The organism is Brevundimonas sp. AC546, from assembly GCF_979258305.1.
In genome coordinates, this window is the sequence record NZ_OZ409849.1 from 917,467 (window position 1) to 942,298 (window position 24,832).

A 24,832-nucleotide genomic window follows, 5' to 3' on the forward strand; every position below is an offset into this window, starting at 1 on the left:
TGCGCCGGATCAGGGCTGACCGGCGGCCTGGCTGTTCGAGGCCGTCATCATCGGAGCCGAGGGTTCGCGGAAATAGCGGTCGATGCCGTCCGCCACCGACTTCATCAGGCGACGGCGCGCGCGCTCGTCGGTCAGCAGTCGCTCGTCCTCGGGATTGGTGATGAAGCCCATTTCCAGCAACACGGCCGGCACATCGGGAGCCAGCAGTACGGCAAGACCCGCGTCTCTATGGCTGCGGCGCAGCAGCGGATGGTCCGAGCCTTCCAGATGGGTCAGCAGGACGCGGGCGAACTGGGCCGAGCGATTCTGGGTCGCGCGCTGGGTCATGTCCAGAAGGATGCGGTCCACCGAAGGATCACGGCCCGGCAGGTGCAGTTCGCGGTGCCAGTTGTCGCCGCGCGTGAACTCGCGCACGGCACGGCCGGCGCCCTGTTCCGACAACGTATAGACGCTGGCCCCGCGCAGCGCCGGATCGGCTCCGGCGTCGGCGTGCAGAGAGATGAACAGGTCGGCGTCAGACTGACGCGCGATGGACACCCGGCGATACAGGTCCACATACCGATCGTCGGACCGGGTCAGCCGCACACGATAACGGCCGTTGCGCTCCAGCTCGGTCTTCAGCGCCAGGGCTGCGGCCAGGGTGACTTGTTTCTCCTGGGCGCTGGCGCCGCTGGCGCCCGGATCGTTGCCGCCATGGCCGGCGTCGATGACGATCAGGGGACGTTCGGCCCGGCGCGGGGGCGCGCTGGGGCGCGGCGCCGGCGTCGTCGAGGCGCGCACGGCCGCGCCAGTCGCCTTCAGATCGACGACATAGCGATAGTGTCCGACCCCGTCGCCGGGCGGCAGCAGGAAGCGCCGCTCGATCTCGCTGCCGCGCGCCAGTTCCAGCTGAACCCGCGACGACCCGCCGGACGAGGTGACTTCATAGGACCGCACCAAGCCCGAACCGCCGCCGTTCAGCCCACGTCCGGGCGCGACGCCGTTCAGGGCCAGGACCACGCGGCCCTCGCTGCCGGCGTCGATGACGCGGCCTTGCGCCGACTTGTCCAGATCGATGACGACGCGGGTTCGATCCCCGTCAGCGCCGAAGCGCACGGCCAACACGTCGCCCTGGGCGCCCCAGGCGAACCCTCGCGTCGCGAACAGACCGACCACGCAGATGACCACGAAGGCCAGGGCGGTCATCGCCCATTCCTTCGCGCCCCAGCGCATCATACCTGTCAAAACGCGACCGCTCATTGCGACGGCGAACCCAATTCAAGCCTACTAGAGCGCCATATTGCCAGACGCTCGTATTCAGGGGGTTAAGGCGAACGCCTTTTAATTCTCCAGTTGCATGACTATGCTGTGACCGCTCGCGAACCGATCGCGCCGATTTCGCCTCTGCGGATCTTGGCGCGCCCTCCTCGCGGCGTTGACTTTCACCAATCCTAGAACCGCCCCGGCCTCGCCGATGGTTCGAAGAGCGGACCAGGGTCGCGGCCTTCCGTTTTGGATTGGCGCGCCCGGTTCAGGACCGACGACTTCAATGGGCCTTTCCGCCTGCGTTCCCCAACGGCTTGATCAAGCCCGCTTCGCCGTTCTCGGCGAGGGGATGTCGCGTGCGCCGGTCCTCACCTTCATTCGGCGAGCCGCCATGACCCTGTCCGGTGTTCCGGGACGGTCGGCCTGCGCGCGCCAGAGAGAGACTATCCATGTCAAAGACAATGCTGATCGATGCGGCGCATCCCGAGGAGACCCGGGTCGCCATCGTGGACGGACGGCAAATTGAGGAATTCGATTTCGAATCCCGTGCGAAGCGCCAGCTTCGCGGCAATATCTACCTCGCCAAGGTCACCCGCGTAGAGCCCAGCCTGCAGGCTGCGTTCATCGAATACGGCGGCAATCGCCACGGCTTCCTGGCCTTCAACGAAATCCACCCGGACTATTACCAGATCCCGGTCGCCGACCGCGAAGCCATCATGGCCGAGGCGCACGACGACGAGGACGAGGACGATCTGGATCGTGAGTCCACGGGCGATGACGTCGATCCCGAAGGCGCCCTGGCCGACGAGGAACGCCTGAAGCGTCGCCTGATGCGTCGCTACAAGATCCAGGACGTCATCAAGCGCCGTCAGATCCTGCTGGTTCAGGTCGTCAAGGATGAGCGCGGCGCCAAGGGCGCGGCCCTGACCACCTGGCTGTCGCTGGCCGGCCGCTACTGCGTCCTGATGCCCAACACCGGCAAGGGCGGCGGCATCAGCCGCAAGATCACCAACACCTCCGACCGTCGCCGCCTGAAGAGCGCCGTCTCGGCTCTGGAAGTGCCCAAGGGCATGGGCCTGATCATCCGCACGGCCGGCGCCAAGCGCACCAAGGCCGAGATCAAGCGCGATTATCAGTATCTGATGCGCCTGTGGGAGACGATCCGCGAGACGACGCTCTCGTCTCACGCCCCCTCGGTGATCTACGAGGAAGAGAATCTGGTCCGCCGCGCCGTGCGCGACATGTTCGACAAGGATTTCGACGGCATCCAGGTCGAGGGCGTCGAGGGCTTCAAGGAAGCGCGCGACTTCATGCGCGTGCTGATGCCGGCCCAGGCCAAGAAGGTCCACCTGTATCGCGGCTCGCGGCCCCTGTTCGCGGCCAATGGCATCGAAGAACTGCTGACGCAGATCCACCAGCCGGTCGTGCCGCTGAAGTCGGGCGGCTATCTGGTCATCAACCAGACCGAGGCCCTGGTGGCCATCGACGTCAACTCGGGTCGCGCCACCAAGGAACGCAACGTCGAACAGACGGCGTTCAAGACCAATATGGAAGCGGCTGAGGAAGCCGCCCGCCAGCTGCGCCTGCGCGACCTCGCCGGCCTGGTCGTCATCGACTTCATCGACATGGATGAGGGCAAGAACAACCGCGCCGTCGAGCGCGTGCTGAAGGAGGCCCTGTCCTCCGACCGCGCCCGCATCCAGATGGGCCGCATCTCGCCCTTCGGCCTGATGGAAATCAGCCGCCAGCGTCGCCGCCTGGGCGTGATCGAGGGCGCTACCGAGGCCTGCCCGCACTGCCAGGGCACCGGCCGCATCCGCTCCGCCGAATCCGCCGCCCTGATGACCCTGCGCGCGGTCGACATCGAGGCCGGCAAGAACGGCGCGGGCGTCGTGGTGCTGAAGGTCTGCACCGCCGTCGGCCTGTACATCCTGAACCACAAGCGCGCCTATCTGCAGTCGCTGCTGGAACGGCGCGGCCTGAACGTCATCGTCCAGATCGACGACAGCCTGGGCCAGGGCGAGCACAATATCGAGCGCACCGAGACCAACGAGGACTTCGTCGCGCCCGAGATCGAGATGCCCAATCTCGACGACGACTTCGACGCCTCGCTGTACGAAGACGAGGATGAGGACGACGATGAGGAAATCGTCGGCGACGACGACGACGATATCGAGGCGCTGGACCGCGAGGACAGCGACGACGACGAGCCGCGCGAACGTTCTGAACGCGCCGAGTCCGGCGGTCGTGACCGTGATCGGGGTCGGGGCCGCAATCGCCGCCGTCGGGGCGGTCGCCGCGACGAGGAGACTGTTGAAGTCGCCGAAACCTCGGAAGCCGCCGATACGCTGAACATCGACGACGCCTCGGACGACGAGGAAGACGAGAATGGCCGCCGCCGCCGTCGTGGCCGCCGTGGCGGTCGCCGCGTCCGCGAGGACGGCGAACGCGATGTCTACACTTGGGTCCGTGGCCGCACCCCGTCGCTGGACGACCCGTACGTCTGGTTCGACCCGCTGAACCCGGGTCGTCCCGAGCCGCGTAACGAGCGTCCCGAGCGCGCCGAACGCCCCGCTGCAGCTCAGTCCGAAGTCGAAGGTTTGGACGTGGCAGCCGGCGAAGGCTCCGGCGAGGAAGGCGGCCGTTCGCGCCGTCGCCGTCGTCGCGGTCGCGGTCGTGGCGACGCCCCCGTCGGCCACGAGATCAAGGTCGAGAACCGCGCCACCAACGAAGGCATGCCGCCCGACGGCTCGCCCGAGACCCCGATGGCCGTCATCGTCCAACCGACTAGTGAAAGCGTCGAGGCTGCTGCGCCGGTCATCGCGCCCGAGCCCCAACCCGAGCCTCAACGTCGCCGCGTGCGTCGCAAGTCGGCTAGCGCCAATGTCGAGATCGCGACCGAACCGCACCCCGACACGGCCATCGAGCCGAATGAGGCAACGGTCGAGGGCGCGCCGGTCGAACTGGACGTGACCCCGCACGAGGCCCTGGCCACCGAGCCGGTCGAGGTCGCTCCGGTCGAGGAGCCCAAGCCGATCCCGGTTCAGGAAGCCGTTCTGGCTGAGCCGTTCGTGGCCCCGACGCCGGAAATCGACGTGGCGGCGATCATCGCCGAAGACCCGAACCAGATCTCGACCCCGCCTGAAAAGCCCAAGCGTGGGTGGTGGCGCCGCTGATCGGTCACGATTAGACTGTCAGGATGCAGGCGGGGGCCGGTCGCTATTGGAGTAAAGCCATGAGGTGGCTTCCCCGATCTGCATCTCGCGTTCTGGCGGCGGCGACGGCGGGCCTGATGGCTCTCGTCGTCGCCGGCCAGGCCTCGGCCCAGAGCCTGATCCGCGACACCGAGGTCGAGGGCATCGTCCGCGAATGGGCCGATCCGGTCTTCGTCTCGATGGGGCTGAACCCGTCCGATATCGAAGTCCTGCTGGTCAACGACAACGAGCTGAACGCCTTCGCCACTCGCGGGCGGATCATGGGCGTCAACACCGGCCTGATCCTGCGCACCAAGACGCCGGGCGAACTGCTGGGCGTGATGGCGCACGAGGCGGGCCACATCAAGAACCGGCACACCCTGCGCGATGGGGCCCAGGACGCCGGCCGTCAGCCCATGCTGATGACCATGGCCCTAGGCGCCCTGGCCATCGCGGCGGGCGCACCTGACGCCGGCGTGGCCCTGCTCGGCTCCAGCCAGTATTTCGGCGCGCTCGGCGCCCTGCACTATATGCAGAGCCAGGAAGGCGAGGCCGACCTGACCGGCGCACGGGCGCTGGAAGGCGCCGGCGAATCGGGCGCGGGCCTGGTGTCCTTCTTCGAGAATTTCCGCTCTCAGGAGGTCTTCTCGGACGCCCGTCGCTATCCCTATTTCCGCAGCCACCCCCTGTCGTCGAACCGCATCGAGACCCTGCGGCGTTATGTGCAGGAACAGCCGCATTACGATCACCGCGACAGCCCCGAACGCATGGCCCAGCACGCCCTGATCCTGGCCAAGATTCACGCCTTCATGGATCCGCCGAACGCGACGCTGCGGGACTATCCGTCGACCAACACCTCCCTGCCCGGCCGCTACGCCCGGGCCATCGCCTGGTATCGCGACGGCCAGACGGAAAAGGCGCTGACGGCGGTGGAGGAACTGATCGTCGGCGACGTGAACAATCCCTATTTCCAGGAACTGAAGGGTCAGATCCTGTTCGAGGAAGGCCGCGCGGCCGAGGCCGTCGCCGCCCACCGCGAGGCGGTTCGCCTGAAGCCTGACGCCCCCCTGCTGCGCGTCAACCTGGCCCACGCCCTGATCGAGACCAACGACAAGGCCAATCTGGACGAGGCCATCGACCAGCTGAAACACGCTGTGGTCGCCGAAAAGGACAACACCATGGCCTGGCGCCTGCTGGCCCAGGCCTATGCCTCGCAAGGCAAGGAGGGCGAGGCGCGCCTGGCCTCGGCCGAATACTATTTCGCCGCCGGTAGTGAGAAGGAGGCGACCCAATTCGCCCTTCGCGCCCGCTCCATGCTGGACCCCGGCTCCATGGAATGGCGCCGGGCCGTGGACATCGTCCTGGCCTCGGGCGCCACGCCCGACGATCTCAACGACCTGGACCGTCGCGACGCCGCGCGCCGACCGGCCACCCTCAACTGACCCCTGCCCCGATTGCGAGCCTGTATGACCGACGACGCCCCCACGCCTGCGCCCGAAACCAAGACCGCCAAGCCTGCGTGGCTGAACGGCGCGCGCGCCGGCTATCTGGCCCTCGGCCTGTCGGTCATCGCCCTGGGTTTCTCGGTCGCGCCCTATTTCAGCGCCGGTGAGTCCGACGTCCGATCCTATCTGCTGGCGCACCCCGAGGTGCTGGAGGAGACGCAGCTGGCGCTGCAGGCCAAGGAAGCCGAGTCCAGCGTGGAAGAGACCAACCAGGCGGTCGCCGCCAACGCCGGCCTCTTGGCGCCCGACGCCCGCGACCCCGCCTTCGGTCCGGCGAACGCCAAGGTCACGGTGATCGAATTCTTCGACTTCCGCTGCCCCGGCTGCAAGGCGGTGGCCCACGACTATCGCGCCCTGATGGCCGCTCACCCGGAGGTCCGCTTCGTCTTCAAGGACTGGCCCATCCTGGACCGCGGCGACGACATCACCTCGCAATACGCCGCCCGCGCCGCCCTGGCCGCGCACCAGCAAGGCAAGTATCTGGAGGTCTATGACGCACTGATGACCGAGCGCGCCCTGTCGATCGAGTCCATCGACGCCATCCTGGCCGCCAACGGCGTGGACATGGCCCGCGCCAAGGCCGCCATCGCCGCACCAGACACCACGCGCCACATCGCCGACATCCACACCACGGCCGCCGCGCTACGCCTGCGCGGCACGCCCACCTTCTTCATCAACGGCAAGGCCAGCCCCGGCATCGATCCGGCCGAGATCGCGAAGCTGATCGAGGCGGCCAAGCGCTGACGCCTCAGAGGTTCGGCCGCTGCATGGCGGCCGAACCCCGAGACGGCGATCAGGCGGAGGTCGCGCCCATGCCGCCGTCGATGCGATAATAGGCGCCGGTGATAAAGGCCGCTTTGTCCGACGCCAGGAACAGCATCAGGTCCGCGATCTCGTCCGCCGTCGCATAGCGGTTCAGGGGCACGGCGGCTTGGAACTTGGCGCGCGCCTCGGCCTCGTGACCCGGCGCCGTATTCTTTTCGATGTCGTGGATCATGGCCGTGTCCACGCCAGACGGCGCCACCGCGTTGACCCGGATGCCATAGGGCGCGGCTTCCAGCGCGACGCTTTTGTTGATCCCGATCAGGGCGTGTTTGGAGGCGACATAGGCGCTCATGCCCGGCGCCCCCAGCCAACCGCCGTTCGAGGCCGTGTTGACGATGGCGCCCGACTTCTGCGCGATCATGACCTTCATGACGTGCTTCAGCCCCAGGAAGGCGCCGATGACGTTGACGCCCAGAACCTTGGTGTAGTTCTCGACCGTTTGATCCACGATCGGGGCCGTAGCGCCGTTGATGCCCGCGTTGTTGACGAAGACGTCGATGCGGCCGAACCGCTCAACCGCCTGATCGACATAGGCCTTCACGTCCGTCTCTTCGGCGACATTTGCAGCGACCAGCAGGGGGTCGCCCTCAATACCGTCCGCAGCCTTGGTCAGGGCGTCCAGCGACAGATCGACCAGCACGAGCTTTGCGCCTTCGGCAGCAAACTTCCGGGCAGCCGCAATGCCGATGCCGCCAGCCGCGCCGGTGATGAGAACGACCTGATCATGGAACTTCATAGTCTGATACTCCGTAACTGGGGGAGTTACGAACCTATGTGCTGCACCCGTCCCTCGCTAGGCCTCGGCTAAACTCATTTGCCCGCCGATCCATTCGACGCCGGCGTGGCGCAAGGCGTCGTTCGCCGCCGGTTCGTCGCCCAGCGCCTGCTCGGCGCGATACAGCACGTAGTAGCTGTAGGGATCGTTGGGCCAGTCCTTCAGCAGTTCGGCGATCTTGGCCTTGGCCCCGGCCGCATCGCCGGACGCCAGCAAGGCAGCCGCCAAGCTCCGGCGCGTCGGATACCAGATCATCGGCGGATCGCCGCCCTCGGGCGCCATGGCCTGGATCGCCGCCGCGCGGCCATAGGCGGCGATGGCGGTGGGATAATCCTCGTCAATCATGGCCGCTCGGCCTTCCAGCACCTTCTGGAACAGTTCGGCGAAGCCGACCTGACGATCCGCCATCGCACCCTTGAACGCCTTGTCGGCCAGCAGGGCCGCAATGGCCTGGGCCTCGACCCGCACGGCCGCCGCATCGCCGCGCCGCGCCGCCGCCTCGCCGCGCGCATAGCGCCAGCCCACCCGCATAAGCGGCCGGCCGACATCCGGCTCGCGCAGGGCCGCGACCTGAGCGTCCGACCCGAACCGGCCGTAAAGCGCATAGGCGTCCGCCGCCATCACCTGACGATAGACGACATAGCCGTCGTCGCCCGGCTGGGGCGCGCCCAGCAGTTGCGGATAGGTCGCCATATACCAGTCGGCCAGCTCCAACCCCCGCTCGGCGCCGCCCGCCATCAGGGCCCCGCCCATGCCGAAATGGATGTTGTGGGCGTGCAGCCGCATGCCGCGAATGCCGCCGAGCGGGCTGGCCAGCCGGTCGTAGGTCTTGTCCAGCGCCACGGCATTGACGTTGGACATCATCGCGTCCTTGTACCGCCCCACCCGATAGAAGGTGTGCGACGGCATGTGCACCAGGTGACTGGCCCCGGGCGCCAGCAGCGCCAGCCGCTCGCCGTAGGCCAGCGCCCGATGCGGATCGTCCGACCATTCGGTCAGGTGGATATAGAGATGGATGGACGCCGGATCGTTCGGCTTGACCGTCAGGCTGTGCTCCAAGATCTCCATGGCGCGCGTCACGGCGGGATCGGCCGCCTTGCCGTTGTCGTCCCACCATTCGCCCTCGGGCTGCAGCATCCAGGCGTCGGCGGTGATGCCCCCCACCGAGACATCGTCGGGATGGCGTTTGGCGATCCGGTCCATGGCGCGGGCGAAGCGAAGGGCGCGCGTGCTCTCCTTGCCGGAGTAGCGCTGGATCAGGGCGTCGATCATCTGACGCTGAATCGGCGTGGCGTCGCCGGCTAGCCGACGCGCCTCGCGCGCCGTTCTCAGGCCCGTGGCGATGGAGTCAGGGTCGTTCCCGCCGCCGTTCAGGTTCGGCCCGATGGCCCAGGCCTCGCCCCAGGCGCACATGCCGCACGATGGATCCAGCTGCCGCGCCTTGCGAAACGCCCGCACCGATTCCGAATGTTCGAACGCCCAGCGCAGCCGCACACCGTGGTCGAACCAGGCCTGAGCCTCGGGGTTCTTCGTATCGACGGCGAAACCCTCGTCGCCGAAGCCGGGGACCATGACCATGTCGGCCGTCGGCTGGACATCGCCGACCGCGCCCACGCGCCCGCAGACCTGGGGACTGGCGATCAGGGCCAGGGTCGCGGCCGTCGCCGTGGCGTCGGCCACCGCCACCGGCGCGATCAGACAGGCGACCGAAACCGTCGCGACCCACAAACCCTTGCGCATTTCCCGCCTCCCCCGCTTGGCGACCTTTGTGCGCTTAATTGGCCGTGTCGCCAATCACCCGATCAGGGCGTGGTGACGGGCAAGGTGTCCTGCGCTCGGCCGTCGCCCGATGGCGCCGTGATCCCCAGCATCCGTGCCAGGAAAGGCTGAACGTCCACGCTGTCCAGATCGGTCAATCGCCTCCCTACGACCACGCCCGGTCCGTGGGCGATGAAGACCGCCGCCATCTCCGGCGACTGGTTGTCATAGCCGTGGGCGCCGCCCGCGCGGGTGACCGGCCGATCCCGTGTCGCCGTCAGCCAGCCGGTCTCGACCAGGCAGACGATCTGGGCCACACGCGGATTGGAGCCATAGACCAGCCGCGCCGGCACATCGGCCTTGTTCCAGCATTCCATATGCGGATGACGACCGACCAGCTTTTGCTGCACCTCGGCCTCGCGCCCCGGCGCCGGGTCGGCGGTCAGGACCGCCCCGCCATAGCCGATCTTCAACGCCGCCGGGTCGATGATGTCGTCGATCCAGACGACCCGGTCCGGCGAGGTGGCGGCCATGCCGTGATCGGACACCACGACCAGCATCGTCCGATCATAAAGCCCCCTCGCCTTCAGCCCCTCGACCAATCGCCCAACGGAGGCGTCCACCGAGGCCACAGCCGCACGCGTCTCGGGTGCATCCGGTCCGTTGCGGTGGCCGGCGGTGTCCACGATGTCGAAATACAGGGTCTCCAGCTTCGGCCGCTGGTCCGCCGGCAGGTCCAGCCACGACAGCACCCGATCCACCCGCGCGTCCCCCGGCATGGACTGGTCGAAAGGCGTCCACTGACTGGGGCGCACGCCGTGAATCTCGACCTCCGATCCCGGCCAGAACATCGTGCCGGTGCGGACACCGACCTTTTCCGCCGTGACCCAGATCGGCTCGCCCTGATCCCAGAAGCCGCTCTCCTTGCTGGCCATGGTGAAGACGCCTAGCTGCGAGTCGGTGAACCGGTTGCCGACCACGCCGTGGTGGTCCGGGTGCAGACCCGTCACCAGCGTATAGTGGTTGGGGAAGGTCACGCTGGGGAAGGACGGCCGCATCGGCCCGAACGCGCCGCCCGCGACCAGTGCGTCCATCACCGGCGTCTGACCCTTGCCCAGGTAATCCGGCCGGAACCCGTCGATCGAGACCAGAATCACCAGATCGGGTCGCGCCGCCTGCGCCGCCGAGGCGGAAACGACCGGGGATTGCGAGACCGGCGGGACCGAGACTGGCGTTCCGGCGCAGGACGCAACCGCAAGGCTGGCGATCAGGGTCAGGCCGGTGGCGAGGAAACGGGACATGGGCTTACTCCGAGACGATATCGAACCATTGCCTAAACTTAATGGACGACAGGCTTGCGACGGCTTGTGGGAACAGGGTTCTCGCGCCAAGCTTGCGTCATGGAAACCGTCATCGACATTCGCGGCCTGACCAAGACCTATGGGACGGTGAAGGCCTTGGATGGCCTGACCCTGTCGATCCCGCGTGGCGGGGTCTACGGCGTTCTAGGCCCCAATGGCGCGGGCAAGTCCACCCTGTTCCGCACCCTGCTGGGCCTGATTCGCCCGACCGAGGGCGAGGCGACGGTGATGGGCGGCCGGATCGGCGATCCGGCCTCGATGCGCCGCATGGGCTCGATGATCGAGACGCCACGCTTTCCGCCCTTCATGACCGCCCGCCAGGTATTGGAATGGCTGGCCCGCGCGCACGGCGGCGTGACGTCGGCCGAGATCGACAACTGGCTGCAGCGTGTCGGCCTGACCGAGGCGGCGAACCGGCGCGTGAAGGGCTTTTCGGTCGGTATGCTGCAACGCCTGGGCGTCGCCGCCGCCCTGATGACCAAGCCGGATCTCGTCATCCTGGATGAGCCGACAAGCGGCATGGATCCGCCCGGCATCCAGGAGATGCGCGCCCTGATCCGCAGCCTGGCCGACAACGACGGCGTGACCGTCATCCTCGCCAGCCACCAGTTGCAGGAGGTCCAGCGCGTCTGCGACCGCGTCGCCATCTTCAACAAGGGCAAGGTCATCACCGAGGGCAAGGTCTCCGACCTGACCGCCTCCGGCGAACGGCTGCGCCTGTCCGTCACCCCCCTGGCCAAGGCTCTGTCGGTGCTGGGCGAGCGCGCCACGCTGGACGGCGACGCCGTGGTGGCCGCCGTGCCCCGCGCCGAGGCCGCCGCCGCCATCAAGGCCCTGGTCGAGGGCGGCGTCGATATCGAGGAGGCCCGCTGGATCGGCGCCGACCTGGAAGACGTCTTCATGAGCGAAACCGGCTGGACCGGCGTGCAGGAGCAAAACCGTGCTGGTTGACGCGATCCGATCCGAAACCTACCGCCTGTCCAAGAACCGCACCGCCGTGTTCTGGAGCGTGCTGTTCGTCCCGATCATGGGCATCCTTCTCGCCACCCTCGGCTTCGTCTTCGCCAAGGCCAACGAGGCCAAGCTGGCCGGCAAGTTGCCGCCCGAACTGGTGAAGGGCGGTCCTCTCGACCTGGGGCTGACCCTGGTCAAGAGCGCGAGCGAGTTCGCCAATCCGGCGATCCTAATGTTCGTCCTGATCGGCGCGGCGATCATCTATGCGGGCGACTATCGCTGGGAGACCTGGCGGCTGATCAGCGCGCGCAACACACGTCCCAACCTGCTGACCGGCAAGGTGGTGGTCGTAGCCCTGGTCATAGTGCTGGCCACCTTCGCGGCCCTTGTGTCCGATGTCATCGCCAGCCTGATCCAGGCGGCGGTGTTTGGTCGCCCCGTCACCTTCTCGATGACCGGTGCGGCGGCGGCGGACTTCGGCCTGCTGACCCTGACGTCCTGGGCGCGCATCCTTCAGTTCACCATGCTCGGCCTGCTCGCCGCCGTGCTGACCCGGTCCTTGCTAGCGGCCTTGTTCGCGCCCCTTGTCATCGGCATCGCCCAGTTCTTCCTGCCGCAAATCCTGCTGCCGATGGGCGTGACGACGGACGGCTGGCTCCTGCCCCTGCTTTCGCCAGGCCTGGCGACCGATCTGCTCAAGGCCGTCATCCAGGGCGGAATGGCGGCGGCCGATCTGCCCGATCACGCCGTGGTCAAGGGCGTCCTCAGCCTGGCCTTGTGGATCTGCGTCCCGTTCGCCGCCGCCGTGGTCTGGTTCAATCGCCAGGACCTGTCGAAGGAATAGGCGGGGGCGGACTGCGCGCGCCTTCCGCGACCAGCCAGTCGCGGAAGGCGTCCACCGCCACATCCTTGCGCCCCTCCGGCCGCAGGAAGGCGAACCACGACGGCCGCTCCACGAAACCGAACGGCGCCGCCAGACGCCCTGCGATGACGTCGGGCGCGACGAAGGCCCACGGCGCAATGGCGACGCCCAGTCCCGAAATCGCCGCCTCGACCAGCGAATGGTTGTGGGCGAACTCCCGCTCCGTCGTCGCCGTCGGCAAGTCCAAGCCCGCCAGTTCCGACCACGCCGGCCACGCCCGACGGAAGGTGGCCGAGCGCAGGCGCGGCGCACGCGCCACGGCGTCCAGCGTCGGCAATCCCGCCATCAAGGCCGGCGCCCCGACCGGCCCCTGATACTGCGCCAGAAAACGTGTGGATTCGGTGCGGGCATGGGCCTGGGCCGGCTCTACGATGCGAATGGCGCCGTCGAACCGATCACGCCGATAATCGACCGCCGCATAGGATTCCGACAGTCGCACCCGCACCTCGGGATGGCCTCCAGGAACCCCGGCAGACGCGGGATCAGCCACTTGAGGGCGAAAGTGCCCAGGCAGGAAATCTCGATCTCTCGCGCCGCGCCCTGCCGCACGCCGTTGACCGCATCGGTGATCGCGCCAAAGGCCGGCGTCAGCCGCTCCGCCAGTTGCGCCCCCGTCTCGGTCAGGGCCAACGCATGGCGCGGTCCGGTGACCAGGGCCACGCCCAGTGACGCCTGCAGGGCCGCGGTCTGGCGGCTGACCGCGCCGTGGGTCACGCACAGCTCGGCCGCCGCACGGGTCATGCTCCTGTGCCGGCCGAAGACCTCGAAGGTTCGCAACGCATTCAGGGGTGGCGGCGCCTGGCCCGACATGTGATCTCCCCTCACAGACACCGACTCGCTTAATCGATTTCTGCGGCTTGGGAAATCGGGTTCAAGCTTGGCGATGCCGCTCCCGAACCCGCCGCCAAGGCCGCCCCGCCCCTCACGCCAGGACCAGATCGCCTACGTCCTGTGCATTCTGCTCATATGGAGCATGGCGGTCGCCGCCATGCTCGACGGCTAGAGCCGTTTCTCCATGAAGACATCAGCGCGGGCATAGGAGGTCGGCCGCGCCGGCAAATGCACGAAGCCGGCGCTCTCATACAAGGCGATGGCCGGCGTCAGCGCGCTGTTGGTCTCCAGATAGAGCCGCCCCGCGCCGGCCTTTCGCGCCGACGCCTCACAGGCCTCCAGCAACCGACGCGCCAAGCCCAGGCCGCGCGCGGCGGGCGTGACCGTCATCTTGCAGACCTCGACCCCGTCGTCGGTCGGAACCAGGGCGCAGCATCCCACGGCCTCCCTGTCCCGCTCGGCGATGAAGATGCGCCCGCCCTTGTCCAGGAAGACGCCCTGCGGATCGTCGATGGCGAGCCGATCCTTGGCCTCGACGGCGAACCCGCCCTCGGCCAGCCATGCCGTGTTCAGCTGCGCCCAGACGGCGGCGTGGTTGGGACGGAAATCAATGATGGCGACGCTCATCCACCCCTCATGCCCCGTGTCCGCGCAAAGCAAAAGGGCGGTCGGAGTGCTCCGACCGCCCTTCCGGCGTTTGGTCATGCGACCAAATCTTTAGTCTTCGTCGCCGCCTTCAAAGGCCAGGACCGGACCGGAGTCCTTGCCCTTGGCTTCGACGTCGCGATCGACGAACTCGATGACGGCCATCGGGGCGTTGTCGCCGTGACGGAAGCCAGCCTTCATGATGCGGATATAGCCGCCGTTACGCTCGCTGTAGCGCGGGCCGAGCGTTTCAAACAGCTTGCCGACTTGCGGCACGTCGCGAACCTGGCTGATGGCTTGACGACGAGCGTGCAGGTCGCCCTTCTTGGCGAGGGTGACCAGCTTCTCGACGAAGGGACGCAATTCCTTCGCCTTGGGCAGGGTCGTGGTGATCTGCTCGTGCTTGATCAGCGAGGCGGCCATGTTCGCGAACATGGCGGTGCGGTGGCTGCTCGTGCGACCGAGTTTACGATGGGCGGCGCCGTGGCGCATCTGGGTCTCTCCTACTCCGGCGAAGGTATCTCTCGCGAGACCTGACACCGTAATCTTCTAACCGCCCCGACATCTCCCGAAGGGGAGACGGGCGGAGGGTTGAACTTAGATCTGGTCGTCGAACTTCTTGGCCAGGTCTTCGATGTTTTCGGGGGGCCAGTTCGGCACGTCCATGCCGAGGCTGAGGCCCATCGTCGTCAGAACTTCCTTGATCTCGTTCAGCGACTTGCGGCCGAAGTTCGGGGTGCGAAGCATTTCGCCCTCGGTCTTCTGGATCAGGTCGCCGATGTAGACGATGTTGTCGTTCTTCAGGCAGTTGGCCGAACGGACCGACAGTTCCAGCTCGTCCACCTTCTTCAGCAGCGCCGGGTTGAAGGGCAGGTCGGGCTTGCCGTCCGACTGCTCGACAGCCTTCTTGGGCTCTTCGAAGGTGATGAAGATCTGGAGCTGGTCCTGCAGGATGCGCGCCGCATAAGCGACGGCGTCAACCGGCGTGACCGCACCGTTGGTTTCGACTTCCAGCAGCAGCTTGTCGTAATCCAGCGACTGGCCCTGACGGGTCGGCTCGACGCGATAAGCGACCTTCTTGACCGGCGAATAAAGGGCGTCGACGGCGATCAGGCCGATCGGCGCATCTTCCGGACGGTTCAGTTCGGCGGCGACATAGCCCTTGCCGTTCTGGACGGTCAGTTCCATGCGGACCGACGCACCGTCGTCCAGCGTGCAGATGACGTGATCGGGGTTCAGAACCTCGATGTCCGCCGGCACGTCGATCTGGCCGGCCGTCACGGCGCCGGGACCCGTGGCGCGCAGCGTCATGCGCTTGGGGCCTTCGGCGTGCATGCGCAGCGCCAGTTGCTTGATGTTCAGGACGATGTCGACCACGTCTTCCCGCACGCCTTCCAGCGACGAGAATTCATGAACGACGCCGTCGATCTGGATGGCCGTGACAGCCGCGCCTTGCAGCGAGGACAGCAGAACGCGACGGAGCGCGTTGCCAAGCGTCACGCCGAAGCCACGCTCGAGAGGTTCGGCCACCAGGCGCGCCTTGCGCTGGGCGTCGGAACCGATCTCGATCTGCGGCTTCTCGGGACGGATCAGCTCTTGCCAGTTTCTTTCGATCATTTTGTCCCTCGAACGGGTTTCGCCTGCTCCGGCCTTGTCGACGAGGCCATGATGGAGCGGACGGAGATGGGGGTGCTTTAGGCGGTGTCGCTTAGACGCGACGACGCTTGGGCGGACGGCAACCATTGTGCGGCATCGGCGTGACGTCGCGGATGGTCGTGATCGTCAGGCCGACCGACTGCAGAGCGCGCAGGGCCGACTCACGGCCGGAACCCGGACCCGAGACGTTCACTTCCAGCGTCTTCACGCCGTGTTCCTGAGCCTTCTTGCCGGCGTCTTCAGCGGCCATCTGGGCGGCGTAAGGGGTCGACTTACGCGAACCCTTGAAGCCCATGTGTCCGGCCGAAGACCACGAGATCGCGTTGCCCTGGGCATCGGTGATCGTGATCATGGTGTTGTTGAACGAAGCATTCACGTGGGCGACGCCCGAGGTGATGTTCTTGCGCTCGCGCTTCTTTACGCGACCCGGTTCCTTGGCCATGTGTCTGTCTTACTTCTTCTTGCCGGCGATCGGCTTGGCGGGACCCTTGCGGGTGCGGGCGTTCGTATGGGTGCGCTGACCGCGGACCGGCAGGCCCTTGCGGTGACGCAGGCCGCGGTAGCAGGCCAGGTCCATCAGACGCTTGATGTTCATCGACGTCTCGCGGCGCAGGTCGCCCTCGACGGTGTGATCCTTGTCGATCGTTTCGCGGATCGACAGGACTTCGGCGTCCGTCAGCTGGTTCACGCGGCGGGCGGCTTCGATGCCCACCTTCTCGGTGATGTCCTTGGCGGCGGCGGGGCCGATGCCATGGATATACTGAAGCGCGATCTCTACGCGCTTGTTGGTCGGGATGTTGACGCCAGCAATACGGGCCACGAAATTCTCCAGATACGCGTTAGTCAGACGCAACAAACGCTCCGGTCAACAGACCAGGAGCGTGGCGCCCTTCGCGGGAAGGCGCCCTTATACATGTGATTCACGAGGCGTCAACATCTGGAGGCGCCTCAACGCGGCGGACGGCCGAAGTCCACGCCGACAGTGACCCGCTGCCCCTCGACGGGTCGGCCGTTTTCGGTGGGGGGCTGGAAACGGAAGAAGCCCGAGACCTGAAGGCCCGCCGCGCCGAAGCCCAGGCCGGGCGGCGTCTCCTCCACCACGCGACAACCATCCAGCCGGCTGTCCAGGCGGATGATACAGGACAGTTCCACCCGGCCATAGCGGCTGCGCGCGCCCGAGGGGTGGTTGGCGCGAATCTGACCGATGGTGGGGCCGGTGACAAGGCGCGGGCCGGTCGAGCCGCTCCCCGGACCGGCGCCGGATCCGACGCCAGCACCGCTGCCTGTCCCCTGCCCGCCCTGGCCAAAGCCGGGCTGGAGCGACGGAACCGGAGCGATGCCGACCAAGGGCGCGGGTTCAGGCGCCTTTATGGGCGGCGCAGGAACCTCGCGCGGGCGTTCCCTGGGCGGAGGCGGCGGCGTGTGAATGACAGAGGGCGCTGCGGGCGCGCCGCCACCCGTCTCTGGCGCGGGCGGTTCGGTCGAGATTGGCGGCGGGGGATCGTAGAGCACGACCTCGAACGGCGGGGGTTCGACCACAGGCGTCTGGGCCGGCCCCCTCACACGCCCCAGCAGCAGGAACAGGCCGATCTCGGCGACAGCGACGGCAATAAAGATACCCGCCATTCGCCAGCGACGCAGGCGGGTCTCCTCGGGTCTGGGGTCGGCATGTTCGGTCATCAGGCGATCAACGCCTGAAACCGCAAATCAGGCCAGGGCCTCGTCGATGGCCTTGGCCACGGACTCGATGGAGCCCATGCCGTCAGCCTGCGTCAGCTTGCCCTGGGCTTCGTAATAAGGAAGCAGCGGCGCGGTGTTGCGGTTGTAGGCCTCGAGCCGGACCTTGAACGATTCGGGATTGTCGTCGGGCCGGCCCTGCTCCGCGAACCGCTTGGCGATCCGTTCGGTCAGGGCGTGGTCATCGACCTTCAGTCGCACGACGGCGTCGATCTGAACGCCGCGCTTGGCCAACATCTCGTCTAGCGCCTCGGCCTGGGCCACGGTGCGGGGGAAGCCGTCGAAGATGGCGCCGCCGGCGGCCTCGGCCTCGGTCAGACGATCCTCGATCAGGGCGATGACGATCTCGTCGGTGACGAGATCGCCACGCGCCAGCACGTCCTTGACCTTGAGCCCCAGCTCCGAGCCAGAGGCGATCGCCGCGCGCAGCATGTCGCCGGTGGAGAGCTGGACCATGCCCTTCTCTTCCACCAGCCGCTTCGCCTGGGTGCCCTTGCCCGCCGCCGGCGGTCCGAACAGGATCAAGTTCATGCTTCAGCCCTCCCCTGGGCGTCTGTCAGCTTAAGACCTAGCGGCGCACGGGCGTGGGCGCGCCACGACCGCCACGACCGCGCAGCTTCGCCTTCTTGATCAGGCCTTCGTACTGGTGCGCCAGCAGTTGGGACTGGATCTGGGCCACAGTGTCCATCGTGACCGAGACGACGATCAAGATAGACGTTCCGCCAAAGTACAGGCTGTTGCCCATCTGGGCGACCAGGAACTCCGGCAGCAGGCAGACGGCGGTGATGTAGGCGGCGCCGATCACGGTCAGACGGGTCAGGACATAGTCCAGATATTCCGCCGTGCGCTTGCCCGGACGGATGCCCGGCAGGAAGCCGCCGTATTTGCGCAGGTTCTCGGCCGTGTCCTCGGGATTGAAGGTGATCGAGGTGTAGAAGAAGCAGAAGAAGACGATCAGGGCGGCATACAGCGCCATGAACAGCGGCTGGCCGTGCGTCAGCTGCGCCGTCACCAGCGGCAGCCAGCTCATCCAGCTGGGCAGATCGGCGTTGGCCGTCATGGTCGCGACCGTCGTCGGCAGCATCAGCAGCGACGAGGCGAAGATCGGCGGGATCACGCCCGCGGTGTTGACCTTCAGCGGCAGGAACGAACGCTCGCCCCCGGCCATGCGGTTGCCCTCCTGGCGCTTCGGATACTGGATCAGAAGCCGGCGCTGGGCGCGTTCCATGAAGACGATGAAGACCACGGTGGCCACCGCCAGCACGGCGATGAACAGCAGGGCGAAGGCCGACATCTGGCCTTGCTGGGCCAGGCCCAGCAGGCGCGCGATGGTGGACGGCAGGACCGCCACGATACCGGCGAAGATGATCAGCGAGATGCCGTTGCCGACGCCGCGCGCCGTCACCTGCTCGCCCAGCCACATCAGGAACATGGTGCCGCCGGTCAGGGTCACGACCGTCGAGGCGATGAAGAAGATGCCGGGGTTGTCCACCAGGCCAGCCGTGCTGTTCAGACCCGCCGCGATGCCGAAGGACTGCGCCAGCGCCAGGAACACCGTCAGATAGCGGGTGTACTGGTTCAGCTGCTTGCGGCCGCTTTCGCCGCCTTCCTTCTTCAGCTTCTCCCAGGGCGGATACACGGTGCCCATCAGCTGCACGATGATCGAGGCCGAGATGTACGGCATCACGTTCAGCGCGAAGATGGCCATGCGCTCGACCGCGCCGCCCGAGAACATGTTGAACATGTCCAGGATGCCGCGCTGACCCGACGGGTCCTGGAAGAACTGCAGGAAGGCCTGCGAGTTGATGCCCGGAATCGGCACGTACGTCCCGATCCGATAGACCAGGAGCGCGCCCAGCGTGAACAGCAGGCGCTTGTGCAGCTCGGTCGCTTTCGCGAACGAGCCCATGTTCATATTGGCGGCGAGTTGTTCTGCGGCCGAAGCCATTATGCGTCCCCACGACAGATTGAGTCGTCAGATAGGCGAGAAGCGGCGCTCTTGCGAGGCCGCTTCCGTTCTTTCGTCGTCGCAGGTGTAATCAGGCCACGGCCTAATAGCCGCGACGACGCGTGGCTTAGGCTTTTGCGGCGGCGCGCTTGGTGCGGGCCGAGATCTTGTTCTCGTCGCCGAGACGCGGCTTGGCGGGCGGAACCTTGCCCTTGGCCAGGTTGCGCTTCTCGACGCGTGCAGCGGCCTTGGCTTCGGCGGCGATGCGCTCTTGCACGAGCGAACCGCCAGCGGCTTCGATGGCCTTGATGGCGCCCGAAGTCGCCGACCAGACGACCAGGTTCAGCGCTTGCTTCAGCTCACCGGTGCCCAGCAGGCGCACGCCGTCCTTGACGCGACGGATCACGCCGGCGGCAACCAAGGCGTCGCCCTTGAGTTCCGATTTTGCGTCCAGCTTGCCAGCATCGATGGCGTCTTGCAGGCGCCACAGGTTCACTTCAGCCAGCTTCAGAGCGTTGGCGTTGTTGAAGCCGCGCTTGGGCATACGCATGTACAGCGGCATTTGGCCGCCTTCGAAGCCGCCGATGGCGACGCCCGAACGCGACTTCTGACCCTTGACGCCACGGCCAGCGGTCTTGCCCTTGCCCGAACCGGGGCCACGGCCGACACGCATGCGCTTCTTGTGCGCGCCTTCGTTGTCGCGGATTTCGTTCAGTTTCATATGCCTGATCCTTTCGGGTGCTAGCGCCCGGACCATTGATCCGGACTCGGCTGTAAAAATTTAAGGGCCGCTGATAGGCGACCCTTGGGGTATTCGCAAGTGCAGAAACGCCCTCCCCCGGGTCCGGGAGAGGGCGAAACGGCTTACTTTTCGACGATCTCGGTCAGGTGGGCGACCTTGGCGATCATCCCACGAACCGAAGGCGTGTCTTCCAGGGTCGATTCACGACCCAGGCGGTTCAGACCCAGGCCCACCAGGGTGGCGCGCTGGTCGTTCTTGCGGCGGATCGGCGAACCGGTCTGCTTGACGGTGACGGTCTTGGCGTCGGTCTTCTTGGACGGGGCCATGATTAGGACTCCACAGCTTCAGGCGTCGAAGCGCCGTCGTTGCGACGGCCCATCAGATCCGCGACCTTCTTGCCGCGCTTGGACGCGACCTGGCGGGGCGAGGACTGGACCTTCAGCGCTTCGAACGTCGCGCGGATCATGTTGTAGGGGTTCGACGAACCGGTCGACTTGCCCACGACGTCCTGAACGCCGAGGGTTTCGAGCACGGCGCGCATCGGACCACCTGCGATGACGCCGGTCCCGGGAGGGGCAGCGCGCATCATGATCTTGCCGGCGCCCCAACGGCCGTTGCCGTCGTGGTGCAGGGTGCGGTTCTCGCGAAGCGGAACGCGGATCATGGTCTTCTTGGCTTCTTCGGTCGCCTTGCGGATGGCTTCCGGCACTTCGCGCGCCTTGCCGTGACCGAAGCCGACGCGGCCCTTGCCGTCACCGACGACCATCAGGGCTGCGAACGAGAAACGACGGCCGCCTTTGACGGTGGCGGCGACGCGGTTGATGTGGACCAGCTTCTCGACGATGTCCGAATCCGGACCATCGGCTTGGGGGCCATTGCGGTTGTCACGACGGTTGCGGTCGTTGCCGCCGCCGCCACGTTGGGGTTGATGCGCCATCTGTCGCGTCCCTTAGAAGTTCAGGCCGGCTTCACGCGCGGCTTCCGCCAGCGCCTTGACCCGTCCATGATAGATGTACTCGCCACGGTCGAAGACGACGTCCTTGACGCCCTTCTCGATGGCGCGTTCGGCGATCAGCTTGCCGATCGCGGCGGCCGCAGCGGTGTCCGAACCACGCTTGCCCTTGCCGCCTTCCAGCGACGAGGCAGACGCGACGGTCACGCCTTGGGCGTCGTCGATGATCTGGGCCGAGATGTTCTTGTCCGAACGGCTGACCGACAGACGCAGACGACCGTTGGCGACAGCCTTCAGGCGGCGACGAGTGCGCTCCGAGCGGCGCTTGGCTTGTTGTCGAAGAGAAAGAGCCATGACTTACTTCTTCTTGCCTTCCTTGCGACGGACCTTCTCGCCCGCGTAACGGACGCCCTTGCCCTTGTAGGGCTCCGGCGGACGCAGCTTGCGGATGACCGCGGCGATCTGACCGACGGCTTGCTTGTCAGCGCCCGAGACCTTGATCTCGGTTTGCTTCGGCACTGCGAAGCTGACGCCGGCCGGCGGAGCGATATCGACTTCGTGCGAGAAGCCGAGTTGCAGCGACAGGGCGTCGCCCTTCATCGCGGCGCGGTAACCCACGCCGACCAGTTCAAGCGACTTTTCGAAGCCCGTGGTGACGCCAACGACCATGTTGTCGACCAGGGTGCGCGACAGGCCCCACATCGCGCGACCGCGTTGCGTGTCCGACCGCAGACCCAGCGACAGTTCGTCGCCTTCCTGGGTGACTTCGATTTCGTCTGCGACGGTCCAGGAGCTTTCGCCCTTGGGGCCCTTCACGGTGACGCTCTGGCCGTCGAGCGTGACAGTCACGCCCTTCGGCACTGCGATGGTTTTCTTGCCAATACGGGACATATCAGTAGACCCTGCAAAGGACTTCGCCACCGACGTTAGCGTCGCGGGCGGAGGCGTCGGACATGACGCCCTTCGAAGTCGAGAGGATCGAGATGCCGAGGCCGTTCTTGATCGGCTTCAGATCGCCGATCGCCGAATAGACGCGGCGGCCCGGCTTGGACACGCGAGCGATCTCGGCGATGACGGGCTGACCGTCGAAGTACTTCAGCTCGATCTCGAACTGCGGAAACTCACCCGGGTTCTGAACCAGGTTGTAGCCGCGGATGTAGCCTTCGTCCTGCAGCACGTCGAGGACGCGCTGACGCAGACGAGAAGCGGGGGTCAGCACCTTGGAACGCTTGCGGGTCGCCGCGTTCTTGATGCGAGCGATCATGTCGCTCAGGGGATCGTTGATCATCATGTCTGTTCGCTCCCCTTACCAGCTGGATTTCGTCAGGCCAGGGATCTGGCCCTGGTTGCCGAGTTCACGCAGCGCAATCCGGCTCATCTTGAGCTTGCGATAGAACGCCCGCGGACGACCCGTCACTTCGCAACGGTTGCGAATGCGGCTCGGCGCGGAGTTGCGCGGCAGTTCAGCCAGCTTCAGGCGCGCATCGAAGCGCTCCTCCAGCGGCAGGTTTTCGTCGTTGGCGGTCGCCTTCAGGGCGGCCCGCTTCGCGGCATACTTCGCAACCAGGGCCTTGACGGCTTCGTTACGGTTTACGGCGCTTTTCTTAGCCATTGTGCTCTTCCCTTCCCGCTCAGTTCTTCACGAACGGGAACTTGAACTCGGTGAGGAGAGCCTTGGCTTCCTCATCGGTCTTGGCCGTGGTGCAGACGACAATGTCCATGCCCCACATCTGATCGATCTGGTCGTAGTTGATCTCCGGGAACACGATGTGTTCCTTCAGACCCGTGGCGTAGTTGCCGCGACCATCGAAGGACGTGCCCTTCAGACCACGGAAATCCTTCACGCGCGGCAGCGCGATCGTGATGAACCGGTCCAGGAACTCGTACATCTGTTCGCCGCGCAGCGTGACCTTGCCGCCGATGACCATGCCTTCGCGCAGCTTGAAGCCGGCGATGGAGTTACGGGCCTTAGTGGCGACAGCCTTCTGACCGGCGATGGCCGTCAGATCCTTGAGGGCGGTGTTCGCCTTCTTGGAGTCCGCGACAGCTTCACCGATGCCCATGTTCAGGACGATCTTGTCCAGCTTGGGCACCTGCATTTCGTTCGTGTAGCCGAACTTTTCCTTCATCACCTGGCGGATGCGAGCTTGATACTCGACCTTGAGGCGCGGGGCGTACTTTTCGGTAGCCATCAGATGACGTCTCCCGTCGTCTTGGCGATGCGGACCTTGGTGTCCCCATCGATCTTGAAGCCGACGCGGGTCGCCTTGCCGTTGGCGTCGGCGATCGCGACGTTCGACAGGTGAAGCGAGGCTTCCTTGTTCTTGATACCGCCCTGCGGGTCAGCCTGGCTCGGGCGCGTGTGGCGCTGAACCATGTTGCAGCCTTCGACGAGGACGCGGTTTTCGGTAGGCAGGACCTTCAGCACGTTGCCCGTGCGGCCCTTGTCCTTGCCGGTGAGGACGACGACGCGGTCGCCCTTCTTGATCTTGGCGGCCATGTTACAGGACCTCCGGAGCCAGCGAGATGATCTTCATGTGGTTCTTGGCGCGCAGTTCGCGAGGAACCGGGCCGAAGATCCGCGTGCCGACAGGCTCGTTCTGCTTGTTGACGATGACGGCGGCCGACTTGTCAAAACGGATGACCGAGCCGTCCTTGCGTTGGATGTCCTTGGCGGTGCGCACGACGATGGCGCGAACGACGTCGCCCTTCTTCACGCGGCCGCGAGGGATGGCTTCCTTCACGGAGGCGACGATTGTGTCGCCGATCGAGGCGTAGCGGCGCTTGGAGCCGCCCAACACCTTGATGCACATGACCCGGCGGGCGCCCGAATTATCGGCCACTTCCAGGTTAGTTTGCATCTGGATCATAAGATCAGATCCTTCTGATTACGAGGCCGAGGCGGTGGAAAGGACTTCCCAGCGCTTCAGTTTGGATTTCGGGGCGCACTCGACGATGCGAGCGATGTCGCCGACTTTGAGCGCGTTGGCTTCGTCGTGCGCGTGGTACTTCTTCGAAAGACGAACGATCTTCTTCAGAACAGGGTGAAGCAGCGTGCGCTCCACCTTCACGACGACGGTCTTTTCGCCCTTGTCGGACACGACCACGCCTTCAAGAATTCGCTTGGGCATATTCGTTTCCTTACGAGGCCGCACGCTGCTCGCGCAGAAGCGTCGAGATGCGTGCGATGTCTTTGCGGACTTCACCAACGCGGTGAGTCTTTTCCATTTGGCCGGTGGCCGCCTGGAAGCGCAGGTTGAACTGTTCCTTCTTGAGCTTCAGCAGCTCGTCGGACAGTTGGTCGGTCGTTTGCGACCGCAAGTCGGCGATCTTGGTCATCAGGCGGCTACCTCGACATGAGCGACGCCGGCGTCGATGCGGGTCACCACCTTGGTGCGGACCGGCAGCTTGGCTGCGCCGAGACGGAGCGCTTCGCGGGCGACATCGTCCGGAACGCCGTCGATTTCAAACAGGATACGGCCAGGGTGGCAGCGCGCGGCCCAGTGGTCCACGGCGCCCTTGCCCTTACCCATCCGGACTTCAGCCGGCTTGCCCGTGACGGGCAGGTCGGGGAAGACGCGGATCCAGACGCGGCCCTGACGCTTCATCTGGCGGGTGATCGCGCGGCGAGCCGCTTCGATCTGACGCGCAGTGATGCGTTCCGGCTCCAGCGTCTTCAGGCCATACGACCCGAAGTTCAGCGAGAAGCCACCCTTGGCCGAGCCATGGATCCGGCCCTTGAAGGCCTTGCGGTACTTGGTCTTCTTCGGTTGCAACATGAC

The 24,832-nt window shown here is 66.1% G+C and carries 32 protein-coding genes; 5 read left to right on the top strand and 27 right to left on the bottom strand.

Translation table 11 applies throughout. From position 1 onward, the window contains the following. Positions 1-9 precede the first annotated feature (9 nt). Positions 10-1,185: an N-acetylmuramoyl-L-alanine amidase family protein gene (locus tag ACZZZD_RS04595; protein ID WP_463433058.1), complete on the bottom strand. Its 1,176-nt coding sequence runs from the start codon at positions 1,183-1,185 to the stop codon at positions 10-12. A 509-nt stretch (positions 1,186-1,694) separates the two neighbouring features. On the opposite strand from ACZZZD_RS04595, the gene ACZZZD_RS04600 reads away from it, so the two are divergent. From ACZZZD_RS04600 to ACZZZD_RS04610, 3 genes are read left to right on the top strand one after another with little or no spacing between them, the layout of a single operon-like run. After that, complete coding sequence (locus tag ACZZZD_RS04600) at positions 1,695-4,421, top strand: Rne/Rng family ribonuclease (protein ID WP_463433060.1); 2,727 nt, start codon at positions 1,695-1,697, stop codon at positions 4,419-4,421. A 59-nt stretch (positions 4,422-4,480) separates the two neighbouring features. Beyond that, a complete protein-coding gene (locus tag ACZZZD_RS04605) occupies positions 4,481-5,881 on the top strand; it encodes a M48 family metalloprotease (protein ID WP_463433062.1) in 1,401 nt (466 codons plus the stop codon). A 24-nt stretch (positions 5,882-5,905) separates the two neighbouring features. Next, the gene (locus tag ACZZZD_RS04610; RefSeq protein WP_463433064.1) at positions 5,906-6,688 is read left to right on the top strand and encodes a DsbA family protein; all 783 of its coding nucleotides are present in this window, start codon (positions 5,906-5,908) and stop codon (positions 6,686-6,688) included. A gap of 49 nt (positions 6,689-6,737) precedes the next feature. Here ACZZZD_RS04610 and ACZZZD_RS04615 read toward each other — a convergent pair whose 3' ends face one another. From ACZZZD_RS04615 to ACZZZD_RS04625, 3 genes are all read right to left on the bottom strand, one after another. Continuing rightward, positions 6,738-7,505 carry an SDR family NAD(P)-dependent oxidoreductase gene (locus ACZZZD_RS04615; RefSeq protein ID WP_463433066.1) on the bottom strand — a complete coding sequence of 256 codons (768 nt, stop codon included), beginning with the start codon at positions 7,503-7,505 and terminating at the stop codon, positions 6,738-6,740. 57 nt (positions 7,506-7,562) lie between these two features. Continuing rightward, a complete protein-coding gene (locus tag ACZZZD_RS04620) occupies positions 7,563-9,284 on the bottom strand; it encodes a tetratricopeptide repeat protein (RefSeq protein WP_463433068.1) in 1,722 nt (573 codons plus the stop codon). Positions 9,285-9,346: 62 nt separating this feature from the next. Beyond that, on the bottom strand, positions 9,347-10,603 hold the full coding sequence (locus tag ACZZZD_RS04625) for an alkaline phosphatase family protein (RefSeq protein ID WP_463433070.1): 1,257 nt from the start codon (positions 10,601-10,603) through the stop codon (positions 9,347-9,349). Positions 10,604-10,702: 99 nt separating this feature from the next. On the opposite strand from ACZZZD_RS04625, the gene ACZZZD_RS04630 reads away from it, so the two are divergent. Both ACZZZD_RS04630 and ACZZZD_RS04635 read left to right on the top strand, forming a co-directional pair. Then, the gene (locus ACZZZD_RS04630; protein ID WP_463433072.1) at positions 10,703-11,614 is read left to right on the top strand and encodes an ABC transporter ATP-binding protein; all 912 of its coding nucleotides are present in this window, start codon (positions 10,703-10,705) and stop codon (positions 11,612-11,614) included. After that, the gene (locus tag ACZZZD_RS04635) at positions 11,604-12,461 is read left to right on the top strand and encodes an ABC transporter permease subunit (RefSeq protein WP_463433074.1); all 858 of its coding nucleotides are present in this window, start codon (positions 11,604-11,606) and stop codon (positions 12,459-12,461) included. Before ACZZZD_RS04630 ends, ACZZZD_RS04635 begins: the two co-directional genes overlap by 11 nt. Here ACZZZD_RS04635 and ACZZZD_RS04640 read toward each other — a convergent pair. The 23 genes from ACZZZD_RS04640 to rplP all read right to left on the bottom strand — a co-directional run bounded on the left by ACZZZD_RS04640 (position 12,433) and on the right by rplP (position 24,829). Further along, complete coding sequence (locus tag ACZZZD_RS04640) at positions 12,433-12,978, bottom strand: LysR substrate-binding domain-containing protein (protein ID WP_463433076.1); 546 nt, start codon at positions 12,976-12,978, stop codon at positions 12,433-12,435. The genes ACZZZD_RS04635 and ACZZZD_RS04640 overlap by 29 nt on opposite strands. Then, entirely contained in the window at positions 12,906-13,349 is a 444-nt protein-coding gene (locus ACZZZD_RS04645; RefSeq protein ID WP_463433078.1) for a LysR family transcriptional regulator, read from the bottom strand. Before ACZZZD_RS04645 ends, ACZZZD_RS04640 begins: the two co-directional genes overlap by 73 nt. Positions 13,350-13,538: 189 nt before the next feature. Further along, entirely contained in the window at positions 13,539-13,997 is a 459-nt protein-coding gene (locus ACZZZD_RS04650; RefSeq protein WP_463433080.1) for a GNAT family N-acetyltransferase, read from the bottom strand. A gap of 90 nt (positions 13,998-14,087) precedes the next feature. Continuing rightward, complete coding sequence (gene rplQ / locus ACZZZD_RS04655) at positions 14,088-14,507, bottom strand: 50S ribosomal protein L17 (protein ID WP_055753399.1); 420 nt, start codon at positions 14,505-14,507, stop codon at positions 14,088-14,090. A gap of 105 nt (positions 14,508-14,612) precedes the next feature. Next, a complete protein-coding gene (locus ACZZZD_RS04660; protein ID WP_463433084.1) occupies positions 14,613-15,632 on the bottom strand; it encodes a DNA-directed RNA polymerase subunit alpha in 1,020 nt (339 codons plus the stop codon). A 91-nt stretch (positions 15,633-15,723) separates the two neighbouring features. Further along, positions 15,724-16,113: a 30S ribosomal protein S11 gene (rpsK, locus tag ACZZZD_RS04665; RefSeq protein ID WP_013268944.1), complete on the bottom strand. Its 390-nt coding sequence runs from the start codon at positions 16,111-16,113 to the stop codon at positions 15,724-15,726. A gap of 9 nt (positions 16,114-16,122) precedes the next feature. Then, on the bottom strand, positions 16,123-16,491 hold the full coding sequence (gene rpsM / locus ACZZZD_RS04670) for a 30S ribosomal protein S13 (RefSeq protein ID WP_159844768.1): 369 nt from the start codon (positions 16,489-16,491) through the stop codon (positions 16,123-16,125). A gap of 128 nt (positions 16,492-16,619) precedes the next feature. Next, entirely contained in the window at positions 16,620-17,351 is a 732-nt protein-coding gene (locus ACZZZD_RS04675) for an energy transducer TonB (protein ID WP_463433086.1), read from the bottom strand. A 27-nt stretch (positions 17,352-17,378) separates the two neighbouring features. Continuing rightward, positions 17,379-17,939, bottom strand: a complete 561-nt coding sequence (locus ACZZZD_RS04680) for an adenylate kinase (RefSeq protein WP_463433088.1) — start codon at positions 17,937-17,939, stop codon at positions 17,379-17,381. Positions 17,940-17,976: 37 nt separating this feature from the next. After that, on the bottom strand, positions 17,977-19,356 hold the full coding sequence (gene secY / locus ACZZZD_RS04685; RefSeq protein ID WP_135195337.1) for a preprotein translocase subunit SecY: 1,380 nt from the start codon (positions 19,354-19,356) through the stop codon (positions 17,977-17,979). Between the two features lie 127 nt (positions 19,357-19,483). Beyond that, positions 19,484-20,077 (bottom strand): 50S ribosomal protein L15, encoded by a 594-nt coding sequence (gene rplO / locus ACZZZD_RS04690; RefSeq protein WP_463433090.1) that lies wholly within the window; start codon positions 20,075-20,077, stop codon positions 19,484-19,486. 143 nt (positions 20,078-20,220) lie between these two features. After that, positions 20,221-20,424 (bottom strand): 50S ribosomal protein L30, encoded by a 204-nt coding sequence (gene rpmD / locus ACZZZD_RS04695; protein WP_135195335.1) that lies wholly within the window; start codon positions 20,422-20,424, stop codon positions 20,221-20,223. A 2-nt stretch (positions 20,425-20,426) separates the two neighbouring features. Further along, positions 20,427-21,035 carry a 30S ribosomal protein S5 gene (rpsE, locus tag ACZZZD_RS04700; protein ID WP_135195334.1) on the bottom strand — a complete coding sequence of 203 codons (609 nt, stop codon included), beginning with the start codon at positions 21,033-21,035 and terminating at the stop codon, positions 20,427-20,429. Between the two features lie 12 nt (positions 21,036-21,047). Then, positions 21,048-21,404, bottom strand: a complete 357-nt coding sequence (gene rplR, locus ACZZZD_RS04705) for a 50S ribosomal protein L18 (RefSeq protein WP_135195333.1) — start codon at positions 21,402-21,404, stop codon at positions 21,048-21,050. 3 nt (positions 21,405-21,407) lie between these two features. Continuing rightward, the gene (rplF, locus tag ACZZZD_RS04710) at positions 21,408-21,941 is read right to left on the bottom strand and encodes a 50S ribosomal protein L6 (protein ID WP_159844783.1); all 534 of its coding nucleotides are present in this window, start codon (positions 21,939-21,941) and stop codon (positions 21,408-21,410) included. Position 21,942: 1 nt separating this feature from the next. Beyond that, entirely contained in the window at positions 21,943-22,341 is a 399-nt protein-coding gene (rpsH, locus tag ACZZZD_RS04715) for a 30S ribosomal protein S8 (protein ID WP_135195331.1), read from the bottom strand. Positions 22,342-22,356: 15 nt separating this feature from the next. After that, positions 22,357-22,662 carry a 30S ribosomal protein S14 gene (rpsN, locus tag ACZZZD_RS04720; RefSeq protein ID WP_135195330.1) on the bottom strand — a complete coding sequence of 102 codons (306 nt, stop codon included), beginning with the start codon at positions 22,660-22,662 and terminating at the stop codon, positions 22,357-22,359. Between the two features lie 19 nt (positions 22,663-22,681). Continuing rightward, positions 22,682-23,242 carry a 50S ribosomal protein L5 gene (rplE, locus tag ACZZZD_RS04725; RefSeq protein ID WP_159844788.1) on the bottom strand — a complete coding sequence of 187 codons (561 nt, stop codon included), beginning with the start codon at positions 23,240-23,242 and terminating at the stop codon, positions 22,682-22,684. Beyond that, complete coding sequence (rplX, locus tag ACZZZD_RS04730) at positions 23,242-23,550, bottom strand: 50S ribosomal protein L24 (RefSeq protein ID WP_135195328.1); 309 nt, start codon at positions 23,548-23,550, stop codon at positions 23,242-23,244. Before rplX ends, rplE begins: the two co-directional genes overlap by 1 nt. Position 23,551: 1 nt before the next feature. Then, positions 23,552-23,920 carry a 50S ribosomal protein L14 gene (gene rplN / locus ACZZZD_RS04735; protein WP_003164378.1) on the bottom strand — a complete coding sequence of 123 codons (369 nt, stop codon included), beginning with the start codon at positions 23,918-23,920 and terminating at the stop codon, positions 23,552-23,554. Positions 23,921-23,938: 18 nt separating this feature from the next. Then, positions 23,939-24,181, bottom strand: a complete 243-nt coding sequence (rpsQ, locus tag ACZZZD_RS04740) for a 30S ribosomal protein S17 (RefSeq protein ID WP_409718687.1) — start codon at positions 24,179-24,181, stop codon at positions 23,939-23,941. Positions 24,182-24,191: 10 nt separating this feature from the next. Then, complete coding sequence (gene rpmC / locus ACZZZD_RS04745; protein WP_135195327.1) at positions 24,192-24,389, bottom strand: 50S ribosomal protein L29; 198 nt, start codon at positions 24,387-24,389, stop codon at positions 24,192-24,194. Beyond that, positions 24,389-24,829: a 50S ribosomal protein L16 gene (rplP, locus tag ACZZZD_RS04750; RefSeq protein ID WP_087119314.1), complete on the bottom strand. Its 441-nt coding sequence runs from the start codon at positions 24,827-24,829 to the stop codon at positions 24,389-24,391. Before rplP ends, rpmC begins: the two co-directional genes overlap by 1 nt. Positions 24,830-24,832 lie beyond the last annotated feature (3 nt).

What these genes read in the sequence shown, in the direction of transcription:
- ACZZZD_RS04595 (WP_463433058.1), bottom strand. Translation starts at nt 1,185, where the DNA reads ATGACCGCCCTGGCCTTCGTGGTCATCTGCGTGGTCGGTCTGTTCGCG.
- ACZZZD_RS04600 (WP_463433060.1), top strand. Translation starts at nt 1,695, where the DNA reads ATGTCAAAGACAATGCTGATCGATGCGGCGCATCCCGAGGAGACCCGG.
- ACZZZD_RS04605 (WP_463433062.1), top strand. Translation starts at nt 4,481, where the DNA reads ATGAGGTGGCTTCCCCGATCTGCATCTCGCGTTCTGGCGGCGGCGACG.
- ACZZZD_RS04610 (WP_463433064.1), top strand. Translation starts at nt 5,906, where the DNA reads ATGACCGACGACGCCCCCACGCCTGCGCCCGAAACCAAGACCGCCAAG.
- ACZZZD_RS04615 (WP_463433066.1), bottom strand. Translation starts at nt 7,505, where the DNA reads ATGAAGTTCCATGATCAGGTCGTTCTCATCACCGGCGCGGCTGGCGGC.
- ACZZZD_RS04620 (WP_463433068.1), bottom strand. Translation starts at nt 9,284, where the DNA reads ATGCGCAAGGGTTTGTGGGTCGCGACGGTTTCGGTCGCCTGTCTGATC.
- ACZZZD_RS04625 (WP_463433070.1), bottom strand. Translation starts at nt 10,603, where the DNA reads ATGTCCCGTTTCCTCGCCACCGGCCTGACCCTGATCGCCAGCCTTGCG.
- ACZZZD_RS04630 (WP_463433072.1), top strand. Translation starts at nt 10,703, where the DNA reads ATGGAAACCGTCATCGACATTCGCGGCCTGACCAAGACCTATGGGACG.
- ACZZZD_RS04645 (WP_463433078.1), bottom strand. Translation starts at nt 13,349, where the DNA reads ATGTCGGGCCAGGCGCCGCCACCCCTGAATGCGTTGCGAACCTTCGAG.
- ACZZZD_RS04650 (WP_463433080.1), bottom strand. Translation starts at nt 13,997, where the DNA reads ATGAGCGTCGCCATCATTGATTTCCGTCCCAACCACGCCGCCGTCTGG.
- rplQ (WP_055753399.1), bottom strand. Translation starts at nt 14,507, where the DNA reads ATGCGCCACGGCGCCGCCCATCGTAAACTCGGTCGCACGAGCAGCCAC.
- ACZZZD_RS04660 (WP_463433084.1), bottom strand. Translation starts at nt 15,632, where the DNA reads ATGATCGAAAGAAACTGGCAAGAGCTGATCCGTCCCGAGAAGCCGCAG.
- rpsK (WP_013268944.1), bottom strand. Translation starts at nt 16,113, where the DNA reads ATGGCCAAGGAACCGGGTCGCGTAAAGAAGCGCGAGCGCAAGAACATC.
- ACZZZD_RS04675 (WP_463433086.1), bottom strand. Translation starts at nt 17,351, where the DNA reads ATGACCGAACATGCCGACCCCAGACCCGAGGAGACCCGCCTGCGTCGC.
- ACZZZD_RS04680 (WP_463433088.1), bottom strand. Translation starts at nt 17,939, where the DNA reads ATGAACTTGATCCTGTTCGGACCGCCGGCGGCGGGCAAGGGCACCCAG.
- secY (WP_135195337.1), bottom strand. Translation starts at nt 19,356, where the DNA reads ATGGCTTCGGCCGCAGAACAACTCGCCGCCAATATGAACATGGGCTCG.
- rplO (WP_463433090.1), bottom strand. Translation starts at nt 20,077, where the DNA reads ATGAAACTGAACGAAATCCGCGACAACGAAGGCGCGCACAAGAAGCGC.
- rpmD (WP_135195335.1), bottom strand. Translation starts at nt 20,424, where the DNA reads ATGGCCCCGTCCAAGAAGACCGACGCCAAGACCGTCACCGTCAAGCAG.
- rpsE (WP_135195334.1), bottom strand. Translation starts at nt 21,035, where the DNA reads ATGGCGCATCAACCCCAACGTGGCGGCGGCGGCAACGACCGCAACCGT.
- rplR (WP_135195333.1), bottom strand. Translation starts at nt 21,404, where the DNA reads ATGGCTCTTTCTCTTCGACAACAAGCCAAGCGCCGCTCGGAGCGCACT.
- rplF (WP_159844783.1), bottom strand. Translation starts at nt 21,941, where the DNA reads ATGTCCCGTATTGGCAAGAAAACCATCGCAGTGCCGAAGGGCGTGACT.
- rpsH (WP_135195331.1), bottom strand. Translation starts at nt 22,341, where the DNA reads ATGATGATCAACGATCCCCTGAGCGACATGATCGCTCGCATCAAGAAC.
- rpsN (WP_135195330.1), bottom strand. Translation starts at nt 22,662, where the DNA reads ATGGCTAAGAAAAGCGCCGTAAACCGTAACGAAGCCGTCAAGGCCCTG.
- rplE (WP_159844788.1), bottom strand. Translation starts at nt 23,242, where the DNA reads ATGGCTACCGAAAAGTACGCCCCGCGCCTCAAGGTCGAGTATCAAGCT.
- rplX (WP_135195328.1), bottom strand. Translation starts at nt 23,550, where the DNA reads ATGGCCGCCAAGATCAAGAAGGGCGACCGCGTCGTCGTCCTCACCGGC.
- rplN (WP_003164378.1), bottom strand. Translation starts at nt 23,920, where the DNA reads ATGATCCAGATGCAAACTAACCTGGAAGTGGCCGATAATTCGGGCGCC.
- rpsQ (WP_409718687.1), bottom strand. Translation starts at nt 24,181, where the DNA reads ATGCCCAAGCGAATTCTTGAAGGCGTGGTCGTGTCCGACAAGGGCGAA.
- rpmC (WP_135195327.1), bottom strand. Translation starts at nt 24,389, where the DNA reads ATGACCAAGATCGCCGACTTGCGGTCGCAAACGACCGACCAACTGTCC.
- rplP (WP_087119314.1), bottom strand. Translation starts at nt 24,829, where the DNA reads ATGTTGCAACCGAAGAAGACCAAGTACCGCAAGGCCTTCAAGGGCCGG.